This is a genomic window from Diaphorobacter caeni, from assembly GCF_015354245.1.
Taxonomy (GTDB): domain Bacteria; phylum Pseudomonadota; class Gammaproteobacteria; order Burkholderiales; family Burkholderiaceae_C; genus Diaphorobacter_A; species Diaphorobacter_A caeni.
In genome coordinates this window covers 159,249-180,289 of the sequence record NZ_JADKYZ010000007.1, presented here as the reverse complement: position 1 = coordinate 180,289, position 21,041 = coordinate 159,249, and the positions used below count along the sequence as shown (strand labels likewise).

At 63.8% G+C, this 21,041-nt stretch carries 21 protein-coding genes; 11 read left to right on the top strand and 10 right to left on the bottom strand.

All coding sequences use genetic code 11. From position 1 onward, the window contains the following. The first annotated feature begins 82 nt into the window (after positions 1–82). A complete protein-coding gene (locus ISG32_RS17985; protein ID WP_228529913.1) occupies positions 83–658 on the top strand; it encodes a YdeI/OmpD-associated family protein in 576 nt (191 codons plus the stop codon). Positions 659–700: 42 nt separating this feature from the next. Here ISG32_RS17985 and ISG32_RS17980 read toward each other — a convergent pair whose 3' ends face one another. Continuing rightward, the gene (locus ISG32_RS17980) at positions 701–1,180 is read right to left on the bottom strand and encodes an acyl-CoA thioesterase (protein WP_194772409.1); all 480 of its coding nucleotides are present in this window, start codon (positions 1,178–1,180) and stop codon (positions 701–703) included. A 96-nt stretch (positions 1,181–1,276) separates the two neighbouring features. On the opposite strand from ISG32_RS17980, the gene ISG32_RS17975 reads away from it, so the two are divergent. From ISG32_RS17975 to ISG32_RS17955, 5 genes are all read left to right on the top strand, one after another. Then, positions 1,277–2,404 carry a sterol desaturase family protein gene (locus ISG32_RS17975; protein ID WP_194772408.1) on the top strand — a complete coding sequence of 376 codons (1,128 nt, stop codon included), beginning with the start codon at positions 1,277–1,279 and terminating at the stop codon, positions 2,402–2,404. Between the two features lie 89 nt (positions 2,405–2,493). Further along, a complete protein-coding gene (locus ISG32_RS17970) occupies positions 2,494–3,729 on the top strand; it encodes a BaiN/RdsA family NAD(P)/FAD-dependent oxidoreductase (RefSeq protein WP_194772407.1) in 1,236 nt (411 codons plus the stop codon). 44 nt (positions 3,730–3,773) lie between these two features. Continuing rightward, positions 3,774–5,042 carry an MFS transporter gene (locus tag ISG32_RS17965; RefSeq protein WP_194772406.1) on the top strand — a complete coding sequence of 423 codons (1,269 nt, stop codon included), beginning with the start codon at positions 3,774–3,776 and terminating at the stop codon, positions 5,040–5,042. Between the two features lie 217 nt (positions 5,043–5,259). Further along, on the top strand, positions 5,260–5,472 hold the full coding sequence (gene rpsU, locus ISG32_RS17960; RefSeq protein ID WP_007833691.1) for a 30S ribosomal protein S21: 213 nt from the start codon (positions 5,260–5,262) through the stop codon (positions 5,470–5,472). A 311-nt stretch (positions 5,473–5,783) separates the two neighbouring features. Next, positions 5,784–6,230: a GatB/YqeY domain-containing protein gene (locus ISG32_RS17955; RefSeq protein WP_194772405.1), complete on the top strand. Its 447-nt coding sequence runs from the start codon at positions 5,784–5,786 to the stop codon at positions 6,228–6,230. Positions 6,231–6,294: 64 nt separating this feature from the next. Here the strand turns inward: ISG32_RS17955 and ISG32_RS17950 are convergent, their stop codons facing one another. Beyond that, positions 6,295–6,774: an Lrp/AsnC family transcriptional regulator gene (locus tag ISG32_RS17950; RefSeq protein WP_194772404.1), complete on the bottom strand. Its 480-nt coding sequence runs from the start codon at positions 6,772–6,774 to the stop codon at positions 6,295–6,297. 132 nt (positions 6,775–6,906) lie between these two features. Between ISG32_RS17950 and ISG32_RS17945 the strand changes: the two genes are divergently transcribed. Then, positions 6,907–7,821, top strand: a complete 915-nt coding sequence (locus ISG32_RS17945) for an EamA family transporter (protein WP_194772403.1) — start codon at positions 6,907–6,909, stop codon at positions 7,819–7,821. 592 nt (positions 7,822–8,413) lie between these two features. On the opposite strand, the gene ISG32_RS17940 is transcribed toward ISG32_RS17945, so the two are convergent. Beyond that, positions 8,414–9,322, bottom strand: a complete 909-nt coding sequence (locus tag ISG32_RS17940; protein ID WP_194772402.1) for a LysR substrate-binding domain-containing protein — start codon at positions 9,320–9,322, stop codon at positions 8,414–8,416. Positions 9,323–9,429: 107 nt separating this feature from the next. Here ISG32_RS17940 and ISG32_RS17935 point away from each other — a divergent pair, with 107 nt between their 5' ends. Continuing rightward, on the top strand, positions 9,430–10,536 hold the full coding sequence (locus ISG32_RS17935) for a tartrate dehydrogenase (protein WP_194772401.1): 1,107 nt from the start codon (positions 9,430–9,432) through the stop codon (positions 10,534–10,536). A 90-nt stretch (positions 10,537–10,626) separates the two neighbouring features. On the opposite strand, the gene ISG32_RS17930 is transcribed toward ISG32_RS17935, so the two are convergent. Next, positions 10,627–11,169 carry a TFIIB-type zinc ribbon-containing protein gene (locus ISG32_RS17930; protein ID WP_194772400.1) on the bottom strand — a complete coding sequence of 181 codons (543 nt, stop codon included), beginning with the start codon at positions 11,167–11,169 and terminating at the stop codon, positions 10,627–10,629. A gap of 150 nt (positions 11,170–11,319) precedes the next feature. On the opposite strand from ISG32_RS17930, the gene ISG32_RS17925 reads away from it, so the two are divergent. After that, a complete protein-coding gene (locus ISG32_RS17925) occupies positions 11,320–11,865 on the top strand; it encodes a hypothetical protein (protein ID WP_228529912.1) in 546 nt (181 codons plus the stop codon). A 21-nt stretch (positions 11,866–11,886) separates the two neighbouring features. Here the strand turns inward: ISG32_RS17925 and ISG32_RS17920 are convergent, their stop codons facing one another. From ISG32_RS17920 to ISG32_RS17895, 6 genes are all read right to left on the bottom strand, one after another. Then, a complete protein-coding gene (locus ISG32_RS17920; RefSeq protein ID WP_194772399.1) occupies positions 11,887–12,774 on the bottom strand; it encodes a hypothetical protein in 888 nt (295 codons plus the stop codon). Positions 12,775–12,880: 106 nt separating this feature from the next. Further along, positions 12,881–14,107, bottom strand: coding sequence for a ferritin-like domain-containing protein (locus tag ISG32_RS17915; RefSeq protein ID WP_194772398.1), 1,227 nt, complete (start codon positions 14,105–14,107; stop codon positions 12,881–12,883). Between the two features lie 12 nt (positions 14,108–14,119). Further along, positions 14,120–14,986 carry a phosphate/phosphite/phosphonate ABC transporter substrate-binding protein gene (locus ISG32_RS17910; RefSeq protein WP_194772397.1) on the bottom strand — a complete coding sequence of 289 codons (867 nt, stop codon included), beginning with the start codon at positions 14,984–14,986 and terminating at the stop codon, positions 14,120–14,122. 61 nt (positions 14,987–15,047) lie between these two features. Further along, positions 15,048–16,169 (bottom strand): acyl-CoA dehydrogenase family protein, encoded by a 1,122-nt coding sequence (locus tag ISG32_RS17905; RefSeq protein ID WP_194772396.1) that lies wholly within the window; start codon positions 16,167–16,169, stop codon positions 15,048–15,050. A gap of 259 nt (positions 16,170–16,428) precedes the next feature. Beyond that, positions 16,429–17,721, bottom strand: a complete 1,293-nt coding sequence (locus ISG32_RS17900) for an NAD(P)/FAD-dependent oxidoreductase (protein ID WP_194772395.1) — start codon at positions 17,719–17,721, stop codon at positions 16,429–16,431. Positions 17,722–17,761: 40 nt separating this feature from the next. Further along, on the bottom strand, positions 17,762–18,103 hold the full coding sequence (locus tag ISG32_RS17895; protein ID WP_194772394.1) for a c-type cytochrome: 342 nt from the start codon (positions 18,101–18,103) through the stop codon (positions 17,762–17,764). Positions 18,104–18,689: 586 nt separating this feature from the next. Here ISG32_RS17895 and ISG32_RS17890 point away from each other — a divergent pair. Then, complete coding sequence (locus ISG32_RS17890; protein WP_194772393.1) at positions 18,690–18,941, top strand: hypothetical protein; 252 nt, start codon at positions 18,690–18,692, stop codon at positions 18,939–18,941. Positions 18,942–18,949: 8 nt separating this feature from the next. After that, positions 18,950–21,040 carry an AAA family ATPase gene (locus ISG32_RS17885; RefSeq protein ID WP_194772392.1) on the top strand — a complete coding sequence of 697 codons (2,091 nt, stop codon included), beginning with the start codon at positions 18,950–18,952 and terminating at the stop codon, positions 21,038–21,040. Position 21,041: the final 1 nt, after the last annotated feature.

Sequence of the window (21,041 nt, the reverse complement as noted above, 5' to 3'; positions counted from 1 at the left end):
GCAAAAAGTCACCTGGCAGCCTTCAAGCAGCCCGCAGCCCGCGATCCGTCACAATGGCCGCCTGACTCTCCGAGCCGTTGCCATGACCAAGACCGCAACCATGACCCGCGAGGACACGACTCGCTCCAGCTTTGAAGCGGAGTTGCTGCGCCCCGCGCTGTCAGCGGGCGAAGCGCCCTGGGGCTTTGTGCTGCTGCCCCAGTCCGTCAGCGCCAGACTGCCGCGCAGGGGCAGAACGACGGTCATCGGATCGGTCAACGGGCAGCCGTTTCAAGTCACGCTTGAGCCCGACGGACAAAAGAGCCACTGGCTGCGCATCGACCCCGCGCTGCAGGATGCGGCTGGCCTGCGTTTTGGCGAGACGGCGCTCTACCAAATCGCCGCGGTGGAGCAGGAACCCGAACCGGAGGCTCCCGCCGATCTGCAATCCGCATTGGATGCCGCGCCCGAAGCACTCAAGACATGGCTTGGCACGACGACGATCGCGCGGGTGGACTGGATTCACTGGATCGTGACCGCCAAACAGGCCGGCACGCGCGCCAAGCGAATCCGCGACGCATGCGACATGCTTGCATCGGGCAAGCAGCGCGTGTGCTGCTTCGACCCTTCCGGCTTCTACAGCAAGGCGATCACCGCCCCCAGACAGCAGAAGGACTGAGCTCTCAACGCATGTTCATGCGCTCAGAGCGTGTTGGCGACCTCAGCCCTTGCTCGCCTGCTCGAAGCGCGCGGCGAATTCGCCACGCAGTTGCTTGCGGATCTGAGCGGCCGACCAGCGGCGCTTTTCGTCGGCGGTCTCCGGCGTGAGCATCGGCACCTTCGCGGGCTTGCGGTTTTCGTCGACGGCCACCATGGTGAAAAAGCAGCTGTTCACATGGCGCACGACCTGGGTGCGGATCTCTTCGGCGATCACCTTCACGCCGATTTCCATCGACGAATTGCCGGTGAAGTTCACGCTCGCGAGAAAGGTGACCAGCTCGCCCACGTGAATAGGCTGCAGGAACATCACCTGGTCCACGCTCAGCGTCACGACATAGCTGGACGAGTAGCGCGCCGCGCAGGCATACGCCACTTGATCGAGCAGCTTGAGAACGGCGCCGCCGTGCACGTTGCCGGAAAAATTGGCCATGTCGGGCGACATGAGCACGGTCATGCTGAGTTGGTGTGATGGGAGGTCCATAGTGGCATTCTATAAATTTATCGTTACATCAGCCGCGAAGGCGTTTGGATAAACTCACCAACTCTTACATTGAGGCCGCAATCTCTCACTCGCACCATGCTGGAAAAACTCAACGACTTCACCGAAAGCCATGGCGAACTCCGCAAGGGCAAGGGCCTGATCACCGGCGTCATCGCGCTGACGCTGGCCTGCCTGTGCTTTCTGGGCGTGCTGGCCTTTCACTTTCCGCAATACCTCACCACGCCCGAGCTGCGCAAGAGCTACGACGTGGCGATTCTGCGCAACGTGATGTTCGTGGCGATGGTGATCGCGGGCGGAATGTCGCTCGTGAACATCCTGTTCAACCGCTCGCGCTGGCTCTCGAGCTTCGCGTTCGGTCTCGTCGCCATCACGGCCATCCTCGGCGGACACAAGGTCGAGGTCAATCCGAACTTTCCGAGCAACACGCCGTACATCGGTCTTGACTGGTTCATCCTCGACCTGCTCGGCTCGTCGCTGATCTTCATCTTCATCGAAAAGCTGTTCGCGCTGCGCAAGGACCAGCCGATCTTCCGCGCGGAATGGCAGACCGACTTCCACCACTTCATCGTCAACCACATGGTGGTCGGCTTCGTGCTGCTGGCCACCAACCTCATGGTGCACAAGTTCTTCGGCTGGGCCGCCAACGACGGCATCCGCGGCTGGGTCGCCAATCTGAACTTCTGGGTGGCGCTGTTCCTCATCGTGCTCGTCGCCGATCTGGTGCAGTACTGGACGCACCGCGCCTACCACGAGACCTCGCTCGGCTGGCGCCTGCACGCCGTGCACCACAGCGTCAAGAGCATGGACTGGATGGCCGGCTCGCGCCAGCACATCCTCGAGCTGCTGATCACCCGCACGCTGGTGCTCGCGCCCATCTACGTGCTGGGTTTCAGCAAGGAAGTGATCGACGCCTACATCATCATCGTGGGCTTCCAGGCGGTGTTCAATCATGCGAACGTGAGCGTGCGCCTTGGCCCGCTGCGCTACATCATCGTCACGCCCAACTTCCACCACTGGCACCACAGTCAGGACCAGGAAGCGCTCGACAAGAACTACGCCGCGCACTTCGCGTTTCTCGACTACCTCTTCGGCACGGCGGTGAAGAGCGACAAGATCTGGCCGGAAAAATACGGCGTGCTCGGCGACTACGTGCCCAACGGCTTCTTCAAGCAGCTCAAGTTCCCGTTTGTCTGGAAAGGCTGAGCCGTCAAGCGCGCACAACCCAACACTGAGACAATCGCGGGTTCGCCTTCATGGCGAGCCCGTTTCTTTTTTACTGCCCCTGCATCACCGTGTCCTCATCGCCCTTTTTCGACGCCATCATCATCGGAGCCGGTGCCGCCGGATTGTTCTGCGCCGCTCAGGCGGGCCAGCGCGGCCTGAAGGTGCTGCTGATCGATCATGCCGACAAGGTGGCCGAGAAGGTCCGCATCTCGGGCGGCGGACGCGCCAACTTCACGAACCGCGATCTGGACGTGCGCGCGCCGCACAAGCATTTCGTCGGCCAGAACCCGCAGTTCTGCCGCTCGGCCCTGTCGAAATTCACGCCGCAGGACTTCATCGCGCTCGTCGAAAAGCACGGCATCGCCTACCACGAGAAGCACAAGGGACAGCTGTTCGCCGATCGCTCGGCCGAAGACATCATCAACATGCTGCTCGCCGAATGCGCCGACGGCAAGGTCGAGCGCTGGCAGCCCTGCACCGTCTCCCGCATCGATGGACTGGACGGCGGCGCAACCGGCGCGCGCTACGAGCTCGAGACTTCGCGCGGCACCGTGCACGCCCGCAGCCTCGTGATCGCCACGGGCGGCCTGTCGATTCCCAAGATCGGCGCGACCGATTTCGGCTACCGCATCGCCACGCAGTTCCAGTTGCCGCTCGTCGAGCGCCGCCCTGGTCTCGTGCCGATGACCTTCGACGGAGCCGGTTGGGAGCCCTACGCGCAGCTCGCGGGCCTCGCGCTGCCGGTGGAAATCAGCACCGGAGTCAAGAAGGAGCGCATGGCGTTTCTCGAGGACCTGCTGTTCACCCATCGCGGTCTCTCCGGGCCTGCGGTGCTGCAGATCTCAAGCTACTGGCAGCCCGGCACGCCGCTGTCCATCAACCTCGCGCCGACAGAAAACCTGAGTGAGACGCTGCAGGAGGCCAAGGCGCGCTCCAAAAAGCTGATCGCCAACGAACTCGCGGGCAAGGTGCCGTCGCGCCTGGCCGATGCCTGGGTGCAGCAGAGCACCGACTGGCAGCGGCCGGTGAACGAGGCGTCCGACAAGGCGCTCGCCCAGTTGGCCGAACGGTTCGCGCGCTGGGAACTCGTGCCCACCGGCACCGAAGGCTACAAGAAGGCCGAGGTGACGCTCGGCGGCGTGGACACCAAGGCGCTGTCGCAGCAGACCATGGAAGCCAAGGCGCAACCGGGCCTGTTCTTCATCGGCGAGGTGGTGGACATCACCGGCTGGTTGGGCGGCTACAACTTCCAGTGGGCATGGGCCAGCGCCCACGCCTGCGCGCACGCACTTCCGCAGGACTGAACGGCTCCAACACGCCTTGGCGATGATGGCAAGATAGCTTCCACATGCCGCACCACCCGCACCAAGCCACCGCCCCCTTCCACGGCCACGCCGTGGTGCGCGCCGCCTTTGTGTCGGGCATGCTGGGCTGGGGCATCGGCTTCTACGGTCCGCCGATCTTTCTCTATGCGGTCATGTCCGCCACGGGCTGGTCGGTGGCGCTGGTCTCGGCCGCTATCACGCTGCACTACCTGTTCGGAGCCTTCGTGGTGTCGCTCCTGCCCAGACTGCACGCGCGCTTCGGCGTGCCGCGCGTCACGCTGATCGGCTCCTGCCTCGCGTCGGCGGGCGTTCTCGGCTGGGCCTGCGCGCACCAGCACTGGCAGCTCTTTGCAGCCGCGCTGCTGACCGGCGCGGGCTGGGTGACCATGAGCGCCGCCGGCATCAACGCGATGATCACGCCCTGGTTCAACCGCAAACGGCCGATGGCGCTCTCCAAGGCGTACAACGGCGCCAGCGTCGGCGGCATGGTGTTCGCGCCGCTGTGGAGCCTGCTGATCGCGCAGTTCGGCTTTCCGGTCGCCGCGTGCATCGTGGGCGCCAGCACGCTGTTCATCATGTTCTGGTTGACGCGCCGCGTGCTGTCTCTCACGCCCGCGATGCTGGGCCAGTCGCCCGATGGCGCGCCACCGGATGCGACGGACGATCCCGGAGCAAACGGCACCTCCGCCCGCCAAGGCGCTCCGTCGACCACGCCCTCCCTGCCCGGCCCCAGCCTCTGGCGCAGCAGGCGTTTCCAGACGCTGGCCGCCGCCATGTCGCTGTCGCTGTTTGCCCAGAGCGGACTGGTCTCGCACCTGTACTCGCTGCTCGTGCCGATGCTTGGCCCGCAAGGTGCAGGCTGGAGCATGACGCTGATGACCGCCTGCGCGATGCTGGGCCGAATGCTCTACGCAAGAGCGCTTGCCACCACCCGCGAGCGACGGATGCTGAGCTGCGCGAGCTATGCGATGCAGATGTGCGGCGTGGCGCTGCTGATGACCACGAGCGGCCCCGGCGTGCAACTGTGGTGCGGGCTGGTGCTGTTCGGCGCGGGCATCGGCAACACGATTTCGTTGCCGCCGCTGATCGCTCAGGCCGACTTCGCCGCCGTGGACGTCGCCCGCGTCGTGGCCCTCATCGTCGCCATCTCGCAGGCGCTCTACGCGTTCGCGCCGCTGACGTTTTCGCTGCTGCTGCGGATCGAACCCGCCCACCTCTGGCTGTTCGCCGGGGCCCTGTTCCTGCAGGCGCTGGCCATGCTGACACTCTGGAGTGGCCGCGCCCGTCGCTGAATGCGCCCCTCGGGCAGGCCCCGTCACAGGGCATTCAGACTCCCGAATCGATAGCAACTTGCAAAGCGAAAATCCACCGCTATAATATTGGGCTTTGCTGGCAATAGCTCCGCCGGCCAATACTAGTTTCAGGCGGGGCAACACCCGCCGCGCATGGTTTTCAGGCCCGATCTCCCGAAAACCCTCTAGCGGCAAAAAATTTGGAAAACATTAGCTAATGACCACCATCCGTGTAAAAGAAAACGAACCCTTTGACGTTGCTCTGCGTCGCTTCAAGCGCACCATCGAAAAGCTGGGCCTGCTGACCGACCTGCGCGCACGCGAGTTCTACGAAAAGCCAACAGCCGAGCGCAAGCGCAAGAAGGCTGCCGCCGTGAAGCGTCACTACAAGCGCGTTCGCAGCATGCAACTGCCCAAGAAGCTGTACTGATCTCCGATTAGTCAGTTTCGGCGAGTTCATCGACACGCCAAAAGCCGCGCTAGGGACGCCAAGCGCGGCTTTTTTGTTTTTGAAATTGGATCACCCTCCCATCCCCGCATCGAACACCGAACTCAGCAGAGCCAGGAGCGATTGATCCCCCAGCCACAATGCCAAGACAGCCCTTCAGGCGCGACGCGAAGCCGCAGACAGTAGTTTTCTACGGCAAGGCTTCGCAACAAAGCATGAAGGGCTGTGTTGGCACCTCCAAACGATTGACCCATCGAAGCCGCAAGGCTTCGTAGTACACAAGGAGTACCACAATGTCTCTCAAGGAAAAAATTTCGGACGACATGAAGTCGGCTATGCGCGCCAAGGAATCGGCTCGCCTGGGCACCATCCGCCTGCTCTTGGCCGCCATGAAGCAAAAAGAAGTCGACGAGCGCGTTGAGCTCGACGACGTCGCCGTGGTCGCCATCGTCGACAAGCTCATCAAGCAGCGCAAGGACAGCGTCGCCGCCTACGAAAAGGCCGAGCGCAACGACCTGGCCGATGTCGAAAAGGCCGAAATCCTCGTGCTTCAGGCCTACCTGCCCGAACGCATGTCCGCCGAAGAAGTGACGGCCGCCGTGAACGCCATCGTGGCTGAGCTGGGCGCATCCGGCCCCGGCGACATGGGCAAGGTCATGGGCGCGGTGAAGTCCAAGCTGGCCGGCAAGGCCGACATGGGCCAGGTGTCCGCCGCCGTGAAGGCCGCGCTCGCGGGCTGATCCAGCGCCAGCTCCGTTGGCTCCAGCGGACGGGTCTGCTGAGCAGCTACAGCTACAGCGACTGCTACGGCAACGGCAACGGCAACGGCAGCCGCAGACCCTGCTTCAAGGTGGCCAGCGCAATCGACGTGACAAAGCGCCGGATGTTCTGGTCACCCTCGAAAAGCCGCTTCGTCAGCGCCTGATATTCCTGCATGTCGGCCGCCGTGACGATCAGCAGATAGTCCGTCTGCCCGGTCACGCTGTAGCACTGCTGCACCGCCTCTTCCACCGCCACGCGCGCACGAAACCCGGCGGTGAGCGCATCCAGCTCGTTGACCAGCTGCACCTCGATGAAAATCGTCAGTGGCCGCCCCAGCGCCTCGGGCCGCAGCACCGCCACGTTCGCCGCGATCACCCCGCTGTCCTGCAACCGCCGGATGCGCCGCTGCACGGCGGCTGGCGACAGATGCACCCGCTCCGCGATCTCGCGCTGGGGCGTGAGATTGTCGGCCTGAAGAATGGCGAGAATCGCCACGTCAAAGGAATCGAGCTCCTGGTGCATGTCGAACAAAGCGCTCCGGGGAATGATGACGGCGTTGAACACAGAAAGCGGTTGAGCAGATAGAGCGAAAATTGCATTTCAGCGATCAATACTGCGCAATTTCCTCTCACCTGGCGCAATATTATCCCGTCCATGCAACATTCCCTGTGGCAGCGCCTGCTGCCGTCGCTCGCCGTTCTCGGCTCGGTCACCTCGCTGTGCGTGGGCACCAGCTTTGCCAAGCATCTGTTTCCCGTCATCGGCGCGCAAGGCACCACCGCCCTACGCGTGGGCTTCTCCGCCCTCATCCTCATCGCCATCTGGCGCCCCTGGCGCTTCGCCCCCACCAAGGCCAACCTCCAGCAGATCTTCATCTTCGGCACCGTGCTCGGACTCATGAACCTGCTGTTCTACATGGCCATCAAGCGCCTGCCCTTCGGCGTGACCGTCGCCATCGAATTCATTGGCCCGCTCACCGTCGCGGTATGGACCTCGCGGCGCCTGCTCGACCTCGTATGGCTCGCCCTCGCCGCCCTCGGCCTTTTCATGCTGCTGATCCTGCCGCTCTTTGGCGTGCAGGTCGGCACGCTTGACCCCGTGGGCCTGCTCTACGCCATCGTCGCCGCCATCTGCTGGGGTGGCTACATCGTCCTCGGCAAGCGCACCGGCCAGATGCACGGCGGCATGGTCGTGTCGCTCGCGCTGCTGTCAGCCGCCATCATCGTCGTCCCCTTCGGCATCGCCGAGGCCGGAATGAAACTGCTCACGCCATCCCTGCTGCTCTACGGCCTGGCCGTCGCTGCGGTGTCCAGCGCGATTCCGTATTCCCTCGAAATGTTCGCCTTGAAGCGCATGTCGCACAGCGGCTTCTCCACCATGCTCGCCACCGAACCAGCCGTCGCGGCCTTGGCCGGCATGCTGCTGCTCAGCGAACACCTCAGCGTTTTCCAATGGACCGCGATCGGCGTCATCATGGCGGCCGCCATGGGCAGTGCGCTGACATCGCAGCAGCAGCCAAGCCCGGAAATGAAACCATTGAAACCCGACACTCAGGCCAATCCTGCTTGATGTCTTGCGAAGTGCCTCATTCACTTCTGCTTCTTACTTTTGCGGCGAGTTGCTTGAATGAAACATGCACTTGCTGCGTTGCTGGCGACAGAGGCCGGGAGTTCCGCCCGGCGGCGGAGTAACTTTTTGGTCTTGCCCAAAAAGTTACCAAAAATGCGCTTTTCAATACCCGCGGCAGAACTCGCTTTGCGCTGCGCGCGCCGCTCGGGCAACCGCCGCGAGTCAGAGTTTTCATAAGAAGTGCTTTCGGCACGTCGCTGCGCTCGTGTCGAACATCTCGCGATTTCGCGAGATGTTGGTGCGCCAGTGCTGCGTGATTTTTGATTTGCTCTCTGGATCGAATTCGTACAAAAGAGCAGTGGGCATTTACCGCCCAACCCAATTCTGCAAGCACCCCGGCACGAGCGCAGCGACGTGCCGACCCACCTCTTCCAAACTGATTTCCGGCGGTTGTCCGAGCGGAGTGACGAAGGAACGCAGCGAGTTCCGCCGGAGGTATTGAAAGCGCGTTTTGGGTTACTTTTTGCGCGCAAGCAAAAAGTGACTCCGCCGCCAGGCGGAGCTCCCGGCCTCCAGCCTCCGGCCTCCGCCCTCAGCCAAGACAAACCTCCCGCTGGAAATACTCCTGCAAGTACTCCACACACACCCGCACCTTCGCCGACACCTGCAACCGTGTCGGATAAACCGCCCACACATTCGCCTCCTGCCGCCACTCGGGCAACACCCGCACCAGTCGCCCGCTGCGCAGATGCGCCCCCACATCCCACATCGACCGCAACGCGATGCCGCGCCCGTCCAGCGCCCATTGCACCACCACCTCGCCGTGGTTAGAGGACAGCGGCCCCGTGACCTTCACGCTCTGCTCCGCCGTGCCCGACTTGAGCCGCCACACGCCGAACGGGTGGTCGCGCTCCTTGATCACCAGACAGTCGTGCGCCGCCAGTTCGCTCAACTGCTTCGGCGCGGCCCGACGCGCCAGATAGGCGGGCGCGGCGCACAGCACGCGATGATTCGTCGCCAGACGCCGCGCGATCAGATGCGGCGCGATCTCGTCGCCCACGCGCACGTCGAGATCAAAGCCCTCGGCCGCCACGTCGATCAGCCGGTCCACGAGTTCCAGCCGCACCTGCAGCGCCGGATATTTTTCGGCCATTTTTGAGAATGCGGGCGCCACGATCAGCCGCCCAAAGCCAAAGCTGCAGCTCACCCGCAGGGTGCCGCGCGGCTCGCGGCGCGTGATCGCCACCTCCTGCATGAGCTGGTCCATGTCATCAAGCACGCGCTGCGCCCAGTGGAACACGCGCTCGCCTTCCTCCGTCACGGCCACGCGCCGCGTCGTGCGATGCAGCAGCTTGGTCGCGAGCGTTTCCTCAAGAATGCGAATGCGCTTGCTCACATAGGCGGGTGATGCACCCAACTCCTCGGCAGCCGCGGAAAAGCCCGCCTTGCGCACCACGATGGCAAAGACGCGAAGGTCATGGGGGTCAGGGAAATTATTCACGAATCGTAAAAATTGAGACGCCGATTCGCGTATTTTATTCACGGCGTTTTTAGTGGACACTGGCAGTCATTCCCATGTCATTCAAGTCATCACGAGGCACGCCGCTCATGTCCACAACGACCACCGCACAGAAAACCTACCGCATCGCCGTCCTGCCGGGAGACGGCATCGGCAAGGAAGTCATGCCCGAGGGCCTTCGCGCCGTCGAGGCCGCCGCGAAGAAGTTCGATCTCAAGCTCGAATTCGCGCATTTCGACTGGGCGCACTGCGACTACTACGCCCAGCACGGCAAGATGATGCCCGACGACTGGAAGGCCCAACTGCAGGGCTTTGACGCGCTGTTCTTCGGCGCGGTCGGCTGGCCCGCCACCGTGCCCGACCACGTCTCGCTGTGGGGCTCGCTGCTGAAGTTCCGCCGCGAATTCGACCAGTACATCAACCTGCGCCCCGTGCGCCTCTTCGAAGGCGTGCCCTGCCCGCTCGCAGGCCGCAAGCCCGGCGACATCGACTACTACGTGGTGCGCGAAAACACCGAGGGCGAATACACCTCGCTCGGCGGCATCATGTATGAGGGCACGGACCGCGAGATCGTCATCCAGGAATCGGTCTACTCGCGCAAGGGTGCCGAGCGCCTGCTGAAATACGCCTTCGATCTCGCCCAAAGCCGCAAGAAGAAGCACGTCACGCTCGCCACCAAGAGCAACGGCATCGCGATCAGCATGCCCTGGTGGGACAAGCGCGCCGAAGACGTGCACCAGAGCTATCCCGAGATCACGCTCGACAAGCAGCACATCGACATCCTGACTGCACGCTTCGTGCTGCAGCCCGACCGCTTCGACGTCGTGGCCGCCACCAACCTCTTTGGAGACATCCTCTCCGACCTCGGCCCCGCCACCACCGGCACCATCGGCCTCGCGCCTTCTGCCAATCTGAACCCGGACCGCGTGTTCCCCTCGCTCTTCGAGCCCGTGCACGGCTCCGCGCCCGACATCTACGGCAAGAACATCGCCAACCCGATCGCGATGATCTGGTCCGGCGCGATGATGCTGGACTTCCTCACCAGAAGCGAAGGCGCAGGCCGCGCCGCGCACGACGCCATCCTCAAGGCCATCGAAGACGTGATCAAGAGCGGTCCGCTCACCCCGGACCTCGGCGGCAAGGCCAACACGACGCAACTCGGAGAAGCGATTGCCGCACGCATTGCGGCGCTGTAAGCCAGAGCCGCGAGTTGGAAGAAGGAGAGCACAGCGGACTCAAAAACCCGTGCCTCACACAGTCTTCTTCCAACTGAGCGAGGCGGAGTTTCAGTCTCGCATTTCGTTGTTCAGATGCCGAAGAATCGCCTCGCGCGCAGGCTGGTCCTTCAACCATGAGGCAAACCGCTGCACCTCATCAAAGCCCTCATCCCCCACCACCGTGCGAAAGCGCTGCTGCGCCGATTCGCGCAGCGCCTGGTCGCGCAGACGGCGCTGATAGGGATCGGTCGAAATAGACGTGATGCGGGTGTGCAGGCCCTGGGCCTGCAGGTACTGCCACTCGCCCGCATCGAGCCAGACTTCTTCACAGTGAAAGCAGAAGTCCAGTCCATGCGCCTTGTCGGCCAGCACATTGAAGCGCAGCATGATGCGGCTGCATTTGGGGCATGGCAGCGCGCGTTTGGTGTCCTTGGCTTCATCCTCGAAAGTCTGCGTCGAGGCGACAGGAGCGGGCTGCGTTCTGACCCAGTCGAGATACGGAGCCAACGACAGCAGAGCGCCGTTGCAGTGGTTGCACTGATAGCAGGCCGGCCCTTTGTCGTCGATTCGCGTGGGCATCAAGGTGCCGGTGTTGCAGCTGCTGCAAAGCATGGATTCTGTCTCCGTTGGAACGATGTCCGGGCCAGTGTAAAACAAGCCGTTACCTACACGTCGTCGGCAATGTTCTCGAAGTCGCGAAACCGCCACGACAATGGGCGAGCATCCTCTCACCGCCTCATCGACCGTCAGGAAGCCACCGACATGAACATCATCGCCTCGACCTTTCAACGCCTGAGCATCGCGCTGGCATCGGCCTTCGTGGCACTGGCCGCACATGCCGTCGACATCGACATGCCAAGCGGCGTGCTCAAGCTCGACATGCCCAAGGGATACACCGAGCTGAGCGGGGCCGAGATCGATACCAAGTTCGGCCGCAACGGACGCAAGCCGCTCAAGGCCTACGGCAACGCCAGGCGCACGAGCACGGTGTCGGTGACGTGGTCAGAGATGAAGAAGCCGCTCTCGCAAGGCAGCCTGCCCGAGCTGAAGGAAGCCATGGAAAACATGATGCCCAAACTCACGCCGGGTCTCGCGTTCAACGACAGCAGGATGGTGAAGATCGGCGCGCGCCAATGGGTGCTGCTCGACAGCACCGTGCCGGCCATAGACACCGAACTGCGCAACGTGATGTACCTCTCCGACATGGACGGCCACATGGTGGGCGTGAACTTCAACTCCACCGTGCAGGAATTCACCAGCCAGCAGAAGGCGTTCGAGACATCGGCTCAGACACTCAAGGTCGATTGAGCACCTTGTCACGCATCACCGCTACCAAAGCACCAGCAGCCGCGATCCTTCCTCATCCCTGATCGACTGCGCCAGTTCCTTCGCGGTGCTCAGCGCATTGTCGAAGTCCTTGTCCCGCGATTGGAAAATCCGGAGCAATGCACCTTCGCGGCTACCGTCGCATTTCCCGGTGGAGGCACAAGGCATCGCCACCGAGAATTCGCGCTCATCGCATACCAGCCCCATTTCACAAGGCACTAGCCGCGCTGCTGCGCCCACCACTTCTTCCGCGCCGGGCCGGAAGCTGCCACGCAAATAGGTGTAGACCACACGTGGCTTCGACGTCTCGGTATCTGCAAGCTGCCACTTGCGAGTCAAGCGACCAATGAAGAGAGGATCCTGCAGTTCCTTCGGGAGCTTGATGAGAATGCGCTTTCCCGGTTCCAACGTGCGATCCGGCCCCGCCAGACGCGCCCGTTCGCGCGGCGCTGCAGAGGTGTGGCGGACCTTCTGGATGATGTCCTGCTCGGCCACGATCAAAGGATCCGGCACGCCTCCGGTCCGTTCGGAACTCACCAACGTCCCCTGCAACTGGGCATCGCTGATGTTCTCGCAACGTGCACCGAGCAGCGCAATCGCCTTGGCGCGCGGCGATTCGGGCGCATCCTGATTCGCCTCTGCGGCCTTCTTCTTCCACTGCTCCGACTGCGCACGCACCAGCCGACATTCGCCGATGATCTGGCGTGCATAGAACTCCCCGCCACTCGAGAAATCCTGCAGCGCCGCCGCGAGCAAGGGGGCGTAATCCGTCGCTTCGTTGTACTGCTTGAGATACGCGGCCGAGACCAGCTGGGCGCAAGCGGGGACTGACGCTGCCACTCCGGCGAAGCCCAGCGCGATCAGAAGGGAAACTTTGGACAATTTTTTCATTGCGATTTCCTGCCGTATGACGTCGGCCATATCGGTGCCGCTGGAGCACCGCACACGGCCTAGTTTCCCCGAAATTGCGCCTCAACCCAACGCACGCGGCACGGTCTTACATGAAGTTTCGCGTGTGCAGCGACGCCAGCTCCTGCGCATGTCCCTTCTCGAATCCCAGCCGCACCAGCTTGGCATAGCGTCCATCGGCCATATCCTGCATGAGCTGCTGCACGCGCGCGGCGCCACGGGCGACGGCTTCGGGCGTCAGTTCTCCGGCGGCCACGAGGATCAGCGCGTCGAACACTTCCTCGTTCAGACCCGCCGTGCCCGCGAGCGCATCGTGGCGCGCCTCCACCGCTTGCGCGAGGCGGTGACGAAATGTGGGTTCGAGCTTCAGCCGGTGCAGCAGATGGGACATGCCGAGCGCCACGTGCCGCGCCTCGTCGCGTGCTGCCAGGCGGCAGATCTGGCGGGTGAGCGGATCGGGCGCATCGGTCTGCAGAAACTGCAGCAGGTTCACGAACGTGCCCTCACCAAGCACCGAAAGCAGAAAGCCCGCCACCGAATAATCCTTCTCGTCGAGCAGGCTCATGAGCGATGCCTGCCCTCCGGCCGTCGACAACGCGGGCTCGCGGCCGTGGCGGCGAATGCGGCGGGTGAAGACGTCGATGTGCCGTGCCTCGTCCGCTATCTGAATGGCGAGCGCGGCCTGCATCTCGCGGTAGTGCGGATGCAGCTCGCCCAGAAAGCGCGCGGGCACGACGAGCGCGGCGTTCTCGTTTTCGACCATGTAGGTCATGATCTGCACGATGGCATCTTCGATGGGCGCGGGCGGCTCGGGCGCATCGTCCCAGTCGATGTCGACATCGGCACTCCACTGCGCAGCGACGGCCTGCGCGTACAGATCGCCCGCGCTGTCGCTCCAGAATTCAGCCTTTTCGCTCAATCGAAAATTAAACGCCGGAGCGCCCTGCTCCACCGCAGCCCCGCGCGCGGCCAGCCCCCAGACGGGTTCAGCCCTGTCGGCCACCGCATCGGGCTGGGCAGCATCGCTGCGCCCGGTCTGCGCGGCGCCGCGCCAGCGCCCCACCTGAACCACGCCCCTGCGCACCTGCAGTTGCGCCGCCTGCCACCAGCCCTCGGGTGTCTGCAGTTCATGCCCCTGCGCTTTGCACCACGCGGCCAATTGCGCATGCCAGCCGGGCGCAAGTCCCTGCACGCTCACGCATTCGCCGACGGCAACGTCCGCCAGCGCATGCTTGACCAGCAGATGCGCGCCCGCATCAAAGCCCAGCGCCTGCAGCTCCACCAGCGGCCCGCGAGGTTCATTCGTTGCACTCATCGTCGTTCAGCGTCAGTACTTGTAGCCCTGCACCGCGATGCGCCCGGCGGCGTCGTAGAACTGTTCATCCCTTACCGCTCGCTCCAGCAATCGGTAGCCCGACGCACGGCCCGGATGCCAGACCTTGAGGCCTTCGAGCTCGAGCAGCGGACGCACCTTGGGATCGTCCCACGACATGCCCAGCAGCAGGTCGCGAAAGCGGTCCGAGTCTTCCTGGGTGATGCTCGGGCCCGCTGTCATGTTGCAGTGATCGAAAGCACCCGAGGTCGCGAGCACCCGCGTCTTTCCTGCTGGCAGCGTGCCCTCGGCCGCGAAGGCCAAAAAGTTCTTGGCGACCATCCACGACGCATCGATCTCGCCCGCCACCATGGCCTTGGCCGCGTCGCGCTCACCGCCGATGTGGTCGCCGTGCTTGCCGCCGAGCACATCGAAGCGGCGCGCGGTGTAGTCCCTGCCCGCCACCATGCCTGCCTGACGCAGATGATCCAGCGGAATCAGCGTGGCCTGCGGCGAATCGATGGCGCCGAAACCCACGGTCCTGCCGCGCAGATCGTCGAGCGTCTGCACGGGGCTGTCGGCAGGCACGACCAACAGGGACTGCACATCGAGATCGGTGTCGCGCATCGCGATCGATTCGACCTTCTGGCCTGCGGCTCTGGCCATGAGATCGGCACGCACGAAGGCCAGCGGCGAGTTCCATGCGAGCTGCACCTCGCCCGACATCAGCGCCTCGGTCAGGCTTTCGTAGTTGGAGTACAGCACGTAGTCGAAATACATGCCGCGCTCGATGAAGTGCGCCTTGAAGCCCTCCCAGATCGTGATCACCTTGGGCGCATAGGCCACGGCACCGAGCTTGAGAACATTGTAGGAAGCGGTCATGGTTTGCCTTTGATTGAATGAGTGAAACTTGAACGGCTCGATGGCCTGCATCGTGAATGGATCAGACGGCCGCCTCGCACATGGATTTGCCCAGCATGTCGTAGATGACGTCTGTGGTCGGCGCCATCACCGAAGCCGCGCGCGCATCGCGGAACAGGCGCTCGATGCCGAGCACCTTGCGAAAGGCCGCGCCGCCGCATACGCGCATCGCCGTGTCGGTCACGCCGAGCGCGGCCTCAGCCGCTGCCGCCTTGCATTGCAGAAGCCGCGTGCGTACATCACCGCGCTGCGCGAGCACTGCGTTCACCGCGTCGTCGCGCAGCAGCTGGGCCTGATCGGCCTGCAGCTGCGCCTTGGCGAGATAGGCACGGATCGTCGGCAGATCGGCGAGCGAACTGCCGCTCTCTGCGAACCGCGTGGCCGCCACATGCTGCACCGCGCGCCGCAGCACGCCCTTCATCAGGCCGACGGAGGTCGTCGCGATCAGCGTCGGGAAATACGGCATCAGGTAGTGGCCCTTGACCGCTTCGCCCTGCCCATCGGCACCGAGCATGTCGCGCCTGAACACCTTCACATCCTTGGCCGCGATAGGCGACGACGCGTTGCCGCGCAGGCCCATGCCGTCGAATGCGCTCGGCACGGTGAGGCCCGGCAAGCGGCTGTCCACCAGCCACAGCATATTGCCCTCGCCCTGGCTCGCGCGCGAGATCCAGACATACGAATCCGCCTCGCCCGCCGAAGTGATCATGCTCTTGTGCGCGTTGAGCAGCACCGCGTCTGCACCAACTTCGCCCTGCGCATCCGCAGTGCCCGTGGGCGCCCAGATGTGGCTGCGCGAGCCTGACTCGGACACCGCCAGCGTGGTCACGTGTCGCCCCTCTGCAATCGCGCGTCGCACGTCGTCGGCGGCAAACGGCTCGATCAGCGCGACGCCGCAGTAATGCATGGTGAGCACCATCGCCGTGCAAGGGCAGTCCTGCGCGATGCGCTCGACCACCTGCACGGCTTCGCGCAGGCCGCAGCCCATGCCGCCCACTTCCTTTGCGCTGATGAGCCCCAGCAAACCCGCATCGGCCAGCGCATTCAGCGAGCGGCGGGGATAAACAGCCTCGCTGTCGGTCTGCGCGGCGGCAGGCTCGATGACTTCGCGCACGATGGGCTCAAGGGCGGACAGAACTTCCATGACTTCTCCAGCAACCGGCGTGAAACGCTTGGCCTGTGCGGGACGAGCTGGAGACGAAAACTGCGCTCAAGGAATGAGGACCGCAGCGCATGCGATCCCGAGCGTTGCCGGTGCGGCGGCGCACCGGAACAGAATCTTGTCTCCCGTCGCACACAGACCTGCAATCACGACAGATGAACAATTTTTGAATGGAGTCATTATAGGGACCGGTCATGACCGCGCGTGCCATGCCGATCCCGACCCTGCCACCAATGCCGATTCACATCAGGCTGTCCGCCCAGATGTTCTGCGCCCAGTTCCATGCGTAGACGCCCTCAAGGTCCGACGCCGCCGCCGACACGCCGCCCGAACCGGGCACCGTCTTGTAGGTCTTCTCGGCCGCGTCGTACAGATGCACGGATGCCACGTGGATGACCTGCTTGTCGCTCACGTAGCTGTAGCAGGTGTTGGTGAGCATCGGGTTGGCGGCGATTTCCAACCCGGTGAGCTGCGCTACCACGGCCGCCGCAGCCACCTTGGCATGGGCGTTCGCCATGTGGCCGGACTTGGGCATGGCGGGAGCGATCTGGATCGAGTCTCCGATGATGTGCACATCCTTGGCGATGGTCGATTCGAAGGTCTGGTAGTTCACCAGGCACCAGCGAGCGTTCGCCGTGGCCAGCCCCGACTGCACCGCAATGGCCCCGGCACGCATGGGCGGCAGCACATTGAGCACGTCGGCGCGCACGTCGTTCTGCACGTCGAACTTCACCACCCCGGCCTTGGCATCGACCGCGACGGCCTTGTGTTCGGGACGGTATTCGATGATGCCCTTGTAGTTGTCGGCCCAGTATTTCTTGAACAGAGGCCCCTTGGACGTGACGTCCTGGTTCGCGTCGAGAATCAGTACCTTCGACTTGGGCTTGTGCTGCTTGAAGTAATGCGCGATCTGGCTGGCACGCTCGTAAGGTCCGGGCGGGCATCGATAAGGCGCCTCGGGAATCGTGAGCGCGTAGACGCCGCCGTCCTTCATTGATTCGAGCTGCTTGCGCAGCGCCACAGTTTCGGGCCCGGCCTTCCAGGCTTGCAGGATCTGGCCGCTCTTGTTCGCCGCTTCCAGGCCTTCCACGCCGCTCCACATCAGGTCGATGCCCGGCGAGAGGATCAGTTTGTCGTACGGCAGCGTCTGCCCACCCGCCAGCTGCACGGTCTTCTTCGCGGCATCGATGGACTTCACCCAGTCCTTTACCCGGCGCACGCCATGGCGCGACTCGAGCGCGGAGTAGCTCGTCGAGAGATCGCCAATCGACTTGCTGCCGCCGAGCACCAGGTTCGACAGCGGGCAGGAGACGAACTGCTCCTGCGGCTCGACCAGCGTCACGTCGATCTTCTGGCCCGACAGCATGCGCACGTACTTGGCCGCCGTCGCACCGCCATAACCGCCACCGACCACTACCACTTTGGCCTTGGCAGCTCCCGAGGTGGATGCGCCGCCAGCGCAACCTGTCAGCGCGGCCAGCGATCCCAATGCACCGACCGACGCCGATGCCTTCAAAAGCTCACGTCTTTGCATGATGTGTCCTTTCTAGTTTCGTTGTTCTTCGTTCTGGGGTTCAGGGCTTCTGCGCGGCAAAGTAGTCCGCGAGCGTCTTCATCTGATCGTCGGTGAGGCCCTTCGCGAGCTGGTGCATGACGGTCGCCTCGCGCTTGCCGTTCTTGAAGTCCTGCAGCGACGCGAGCATCTTGTCCGCCGGCATGCCTGCCAGCGTGGCCAGCGGCGATCCGGCAGCAGCCTTGCCGTCCGTGCCGTGACAGGCGGCGCAGTTGGCGGCCAATTGCCGCGTATGAAGCGCGCGCGACGCATCCTGAGTTGCCTGCGCCATGGCCGAGCCCGCGCCGAACAGCGACAGCATGAGCGCCGCTGCGGCGACAGTTGAAGTTCGAAGCAGTTTCATGGGGGAGTTCCCTTGTTTTGAATCAATGGACATGCATCAACAATACATAAGTAAACGCTCATAAACAATGTCAATGTAGAAAGATCAATCAAATGCTCATCTGGGGTTATCCCTTGTTTTCATGCAAATCAATGTTGCGACGCGGCGCTCCACTCGCAGCGTCGACCGGATAAGCCAATTCGCGACGGGCTTGAGTCCCGCTTTGTTGTCAACACACCACTCACGCCTTTGAAATCGCAATGTCTCGCGCCGATTCGCGGTACAGCCTCTTGCGCAAGGTCATTGCGGCGCTTCACAATTGCGCCTTGCTCTGTGTTTGCGGACGACCTTCCGCACACAGCCCCTGCGGTTCTGGCCTGCCATTGCAGAAGATCCCGCCGCAGCTTCGCAGCCTCTCCACCGAACCGACTTCCCGGAGATTGCCCATGACTCAGTTTTTGATCCACACCGCTCAACCCTGACGCGCCCGTCATCCGTCCCGGCTGGCACTGCGCGTCGTTAAACGACCTCACGCGTGCGCCTGCCCGGGAGCGATTCCCGCGCCTGCGCGTTCGCGCCTGCCGGGACTTCGTACTACGGAGCGCACATGAGTGCAAAAACTTTCTCGCGCGATTTCGCGCAAGGGCAGACCAAGAAACTTCGCCGCATGCGCCAGCCACTGGTCATGCAGCTTCCACCGCCATCGCCGCGCAACCACGTCGCGCGCGCCATGGTCCTGCGCGCCTCATCGGGCGGCGCAGGCAAACACATCCGCAGCCAGAGCGCACAGCGCCGTGCGGACAAGGTGGAGCTGCGCCGGCAGACGGCCGCCAGCGGAGGTTTCAAGCATTGGGAATGAACAGGAACATGGACACGACAACCACAACAATCGCCACATCCACAGCAACCAACACGACGGAAACAACAACGGAGACCATCACCATCGACCACCGCACCGAAACCCACCCCGCGCACACGCTGCTGAGCAACCGCGTGGCGCTGCGCCAGCAGGTGCTGGACATCACCGCCAAGACGCTCAAGACCGAGCTCTTCGGCCTCGACACGCTGATCGACCGGCTCATCGATTCGGTGCGCGCGTGGTATCTGCTGCCCGAGGTGATCGACCGCCCGGTCATCGTCTGCCTCTGGGGCCTGACCGGCACCGGCAAGACCCAGCTCGTGCGACGTCTCGCGCAGTTGCTGGGCTTCTACGATCGCTTTCTTGAAGTGCAGATGGACGGCTTCAGCAACAGCACGCACGGCGCGACGCGCGATTCGATTGCGTCGATGCTGGCCAGCTCATCGGTGGTCGAAGGCGAGCCGGGCATTCTGCTGCTCGACGAGTTCCAACGCTTTCGCACGCGGGACCGCAAGGGCAACGATGTCGCGGTGAAGCGTTATCAGGACGTCTGGGCGCTGCTCTCGGACGGCCGTCTGTCGCCGCCGATGGACGCGTTGGACCGCATTGAGCTCGAGCAGGCCTACCACCAGTACGAGGCCATGCAAACGCAGGTGGACAAGGCCAACGACGAAGCGGACGAGGACAGCGATGCCGCTGACCGACCACTCAAGAAGCCCAGGCAGAAGTCGCCCTTCCACCTCTCGGCCTTCGATGCGCGCGATCTGCAGCATGCGCTCAAGCTCAGCGAGCCGATCACGCAGATCATGCGCTGGACGCCCGAGCAGGTGCAGGAGCGGCTCGAGCATTTCCGCAACGACCCCAGCCGCTGGGGCACGGACCACAGCAAGCTGCTGATCCTCGTGACCGGCAATCTCGACGAAATGTACCAGGGCGTCGCCAGGCGCGTGCAGGACTGCGACACCGATGCCGATGTGTTCCACCGCTTCACTGAGCGGCTCTCGACCATCGACGTGAAGGAGGCGCTCGCCAAGCGCTTTCGTCCCGAGCAGGTGGCGCGTCTGGGCAACCAGCATCTGGTGTTTCCGTCGCTCAACCGCCATGCCTACGAACGCCTGATCGCCGACGCCTGCAGCAAGCAGGTCGAGGCGGTGCGCGGCGCGCTCGATCTGGACATCACGCTCACGCCCGCGGTGCTTGCCGCGCTCTACCAGAACGCGGTGTTTCCGGTGCAGGGAACGCGGCCGGTGTTCTCCACCGTGCATGCGGTGCTCGGCCCCAGTCTGGGCAGCGCGGCCGTCTGGGCGATGCAGCAGCTGACGCAGGCGGGCATGACGAACCAGCGCTCGCAATGCGCGCTGGAGCTCGACATGAGCGACGACGGCAAGCAGCTCGTGATGCGTCTGCAGGGCAATGGCGGCGCGAGCCTGATCGCAGAGCGGAGCATCGCGCTGCATCTCGAGATCGACAAGCTGCGCCAGCGCGCGCAGCCCGATTTCCGGGCGCTGCTCGCGGTGCACGAGGCGGGGCACGGGCTGGTCTACGCGCTGCTCAACCACTGCGCGCCCACCGACGTGCGCATCAACGTCGCGTCGTTCGAGGGCGGCTACGCCAGCTACGCGCCGCGCGTGGCCGAATCGCGCCGCATGGCGCGCGACGAGATCTGCGTGACGCTCGCGGGCCGCGCGGCCGAGCTCTGGGTATTCGGCGAGGATGCGGTGACGACCGGCGCCGAGGAAGACCTGAGCAGCGCCACGCGCCATGCCGCGCGCTACCACCGCCACTGGGCGATGGGCGATCGGCTCTCGCGCACCGACGTGACGCACGATGTGGAGCAGCACGTCAACACCGATGTCGAGTGCAGCAACCCGGCCATCGAAGCCACGCTGCAGGCCGAGATCGCGCGCGCACGGCAGCTGCTGGAAGACGCGCGCGAGCCGTTCGAGCGGCTGGTGCAGGCGCTGCTGGACAACGGCTTCGTCGATGCCAAACAGTTCGCGGCCGTCACCGGTCTCGACCTGCCGGCACGCAACGACGCGCTCGAGCCGTGGAACGCCGCATGGCAGCGCTTTGCGGCCAACGACCGGCGAGCGGCCTGAA

Bases quoted from the DNA above. Each gene is read 5' to 3' on its own strand.
- ISG32_RS17950 (WP_194772404.1), bottom strand. From the start codon at position 6,774: ATGCACCAGGAGCTCGATTCCTTTGACGTGGCGATTCTCGCCATTCTT.
- ISG32_RS17955 (WP_194772405.1), top strand. From the start codon at position 5,784: ATGTCTCTCAAGGAAAAAATTTCGGACGACATGAAGTCGGCTATGCGC.
- ISG32_RS17935 (WP_194772401.1), top strand. From the start codon at position 9,430: ATGTCCACAACGACCACCGCACAGAAAACCTACCGCATCGCCGTCCTG.
- ISG32_RS17890 (WP_194772393.1), top strand. From the start codon at position 18,690: ATGAGTGCAAAAACTTTCTCGCGCGATTTCGCGCAAGGGCAGACCAAG.
- ISG32_RS17910 (WP_194772397.1), bottom strand. From the start codon at position 14,986: ATGACCGCTTCCTACAATGTTCTCAAGCTCGGTGCCGTGGCCTATGCG.
- ISG32_RS17930 (WP_194772400.1), bottom strand. From the start codon at position 11,169: ATGCTTTGCAGCAGCTGCAACACCGGCACCTTGATGCCCACGCGAATC.
- ISG32_RS17885 (WP_194772392.1), top strand. From the start codon at position 18,950: ATGGACACGACAACCACAACAATCGCCACATCCACAGCAACCAACACG.
- ISG32_RS17895 (WP_194772394.1), bottom strand. From the start codon at position 18,103: ATGAAACTGCTTCGAACTTCAACTGTCGCCGCAGCGGCGCTCATGCTG.
- ISG32_RS17980 (WP_194772409.1), bottom strand. From the start codon at position 1,180: ATGGACCTCCCATCACACCAACTCAGCATGACCGTGCTCATGTCGCCC.
- ISG32_RS17965 (WP_194772406.1), top strand. From the start codon at position 3,774: ATGCCGCACCACCCGCACCAAGCCACCGCCCCCTTCCACGGCCACGCC.
- rpsU (WP_007833691.1), top strand. From the start codon at position 5,260: ATGACCACCATCCGTGTAAAAGAAAACGAACCCTTTGACGTTGCTCTG.
- ISG32_RS17975 (WP_194772408.1), top strand. From the start codon at position 1,277: ATGCTGGAAAAACTCAACGACTTCACCGAAAGCCATGGCGAACTCCGC.
- ISG32_RS17945 (WP_194772403.1), top strand. From the start codon at position 6,907: ATGCAACATTCCCTGTGGCAGCGCCTGCTGCCGTCGCTCGCCGTTCTC.
- ISG32_RS17920 (WP_194772399.1), bottom strand. From the start codon at position 12,774: ATGAAAAAATTGTCCAAAGTTTCCCTTCTGATCGCGCTGGGCTTCGCC.
- ISG32_RS17915 (WP_194772398.1), bottom strand. From the start codon at position 14,107: ATGAGTGCAACGAATGAACCTCGCGGGCCGCTGGTGGAGCTGCAGGCG.
- ISG32_RS17905 (WP_194772396.1), bottom strand. From the start codon at position 16,169: ATGGAAGTTCTGTCCGCCCTTGAGCCCATCGTGCGCGAAGTCATCGAG.
- ISG32_RS17900 (WP_194772395.1), bottom strand. From the start codon at position 17,721: ATGCAAAGACGTGAGCTTTTGAAGGCATCGGCGTCGGTCGGTGCATTG.
- ISG32_RS17925 (WP_228529912.1), top strand. From the start codon at position 11,320: ATGAACATCATCGCCTCGACCTTTCAACGCCTGAGCATCGCGCTGGCA.
- ISG32_RS17985 (WP_228529913.1), top strand. From the start codon at position 83: ATGACCAAGACCGCAACCATGACCCGCGAGGACACGACTCGCTCCAGC.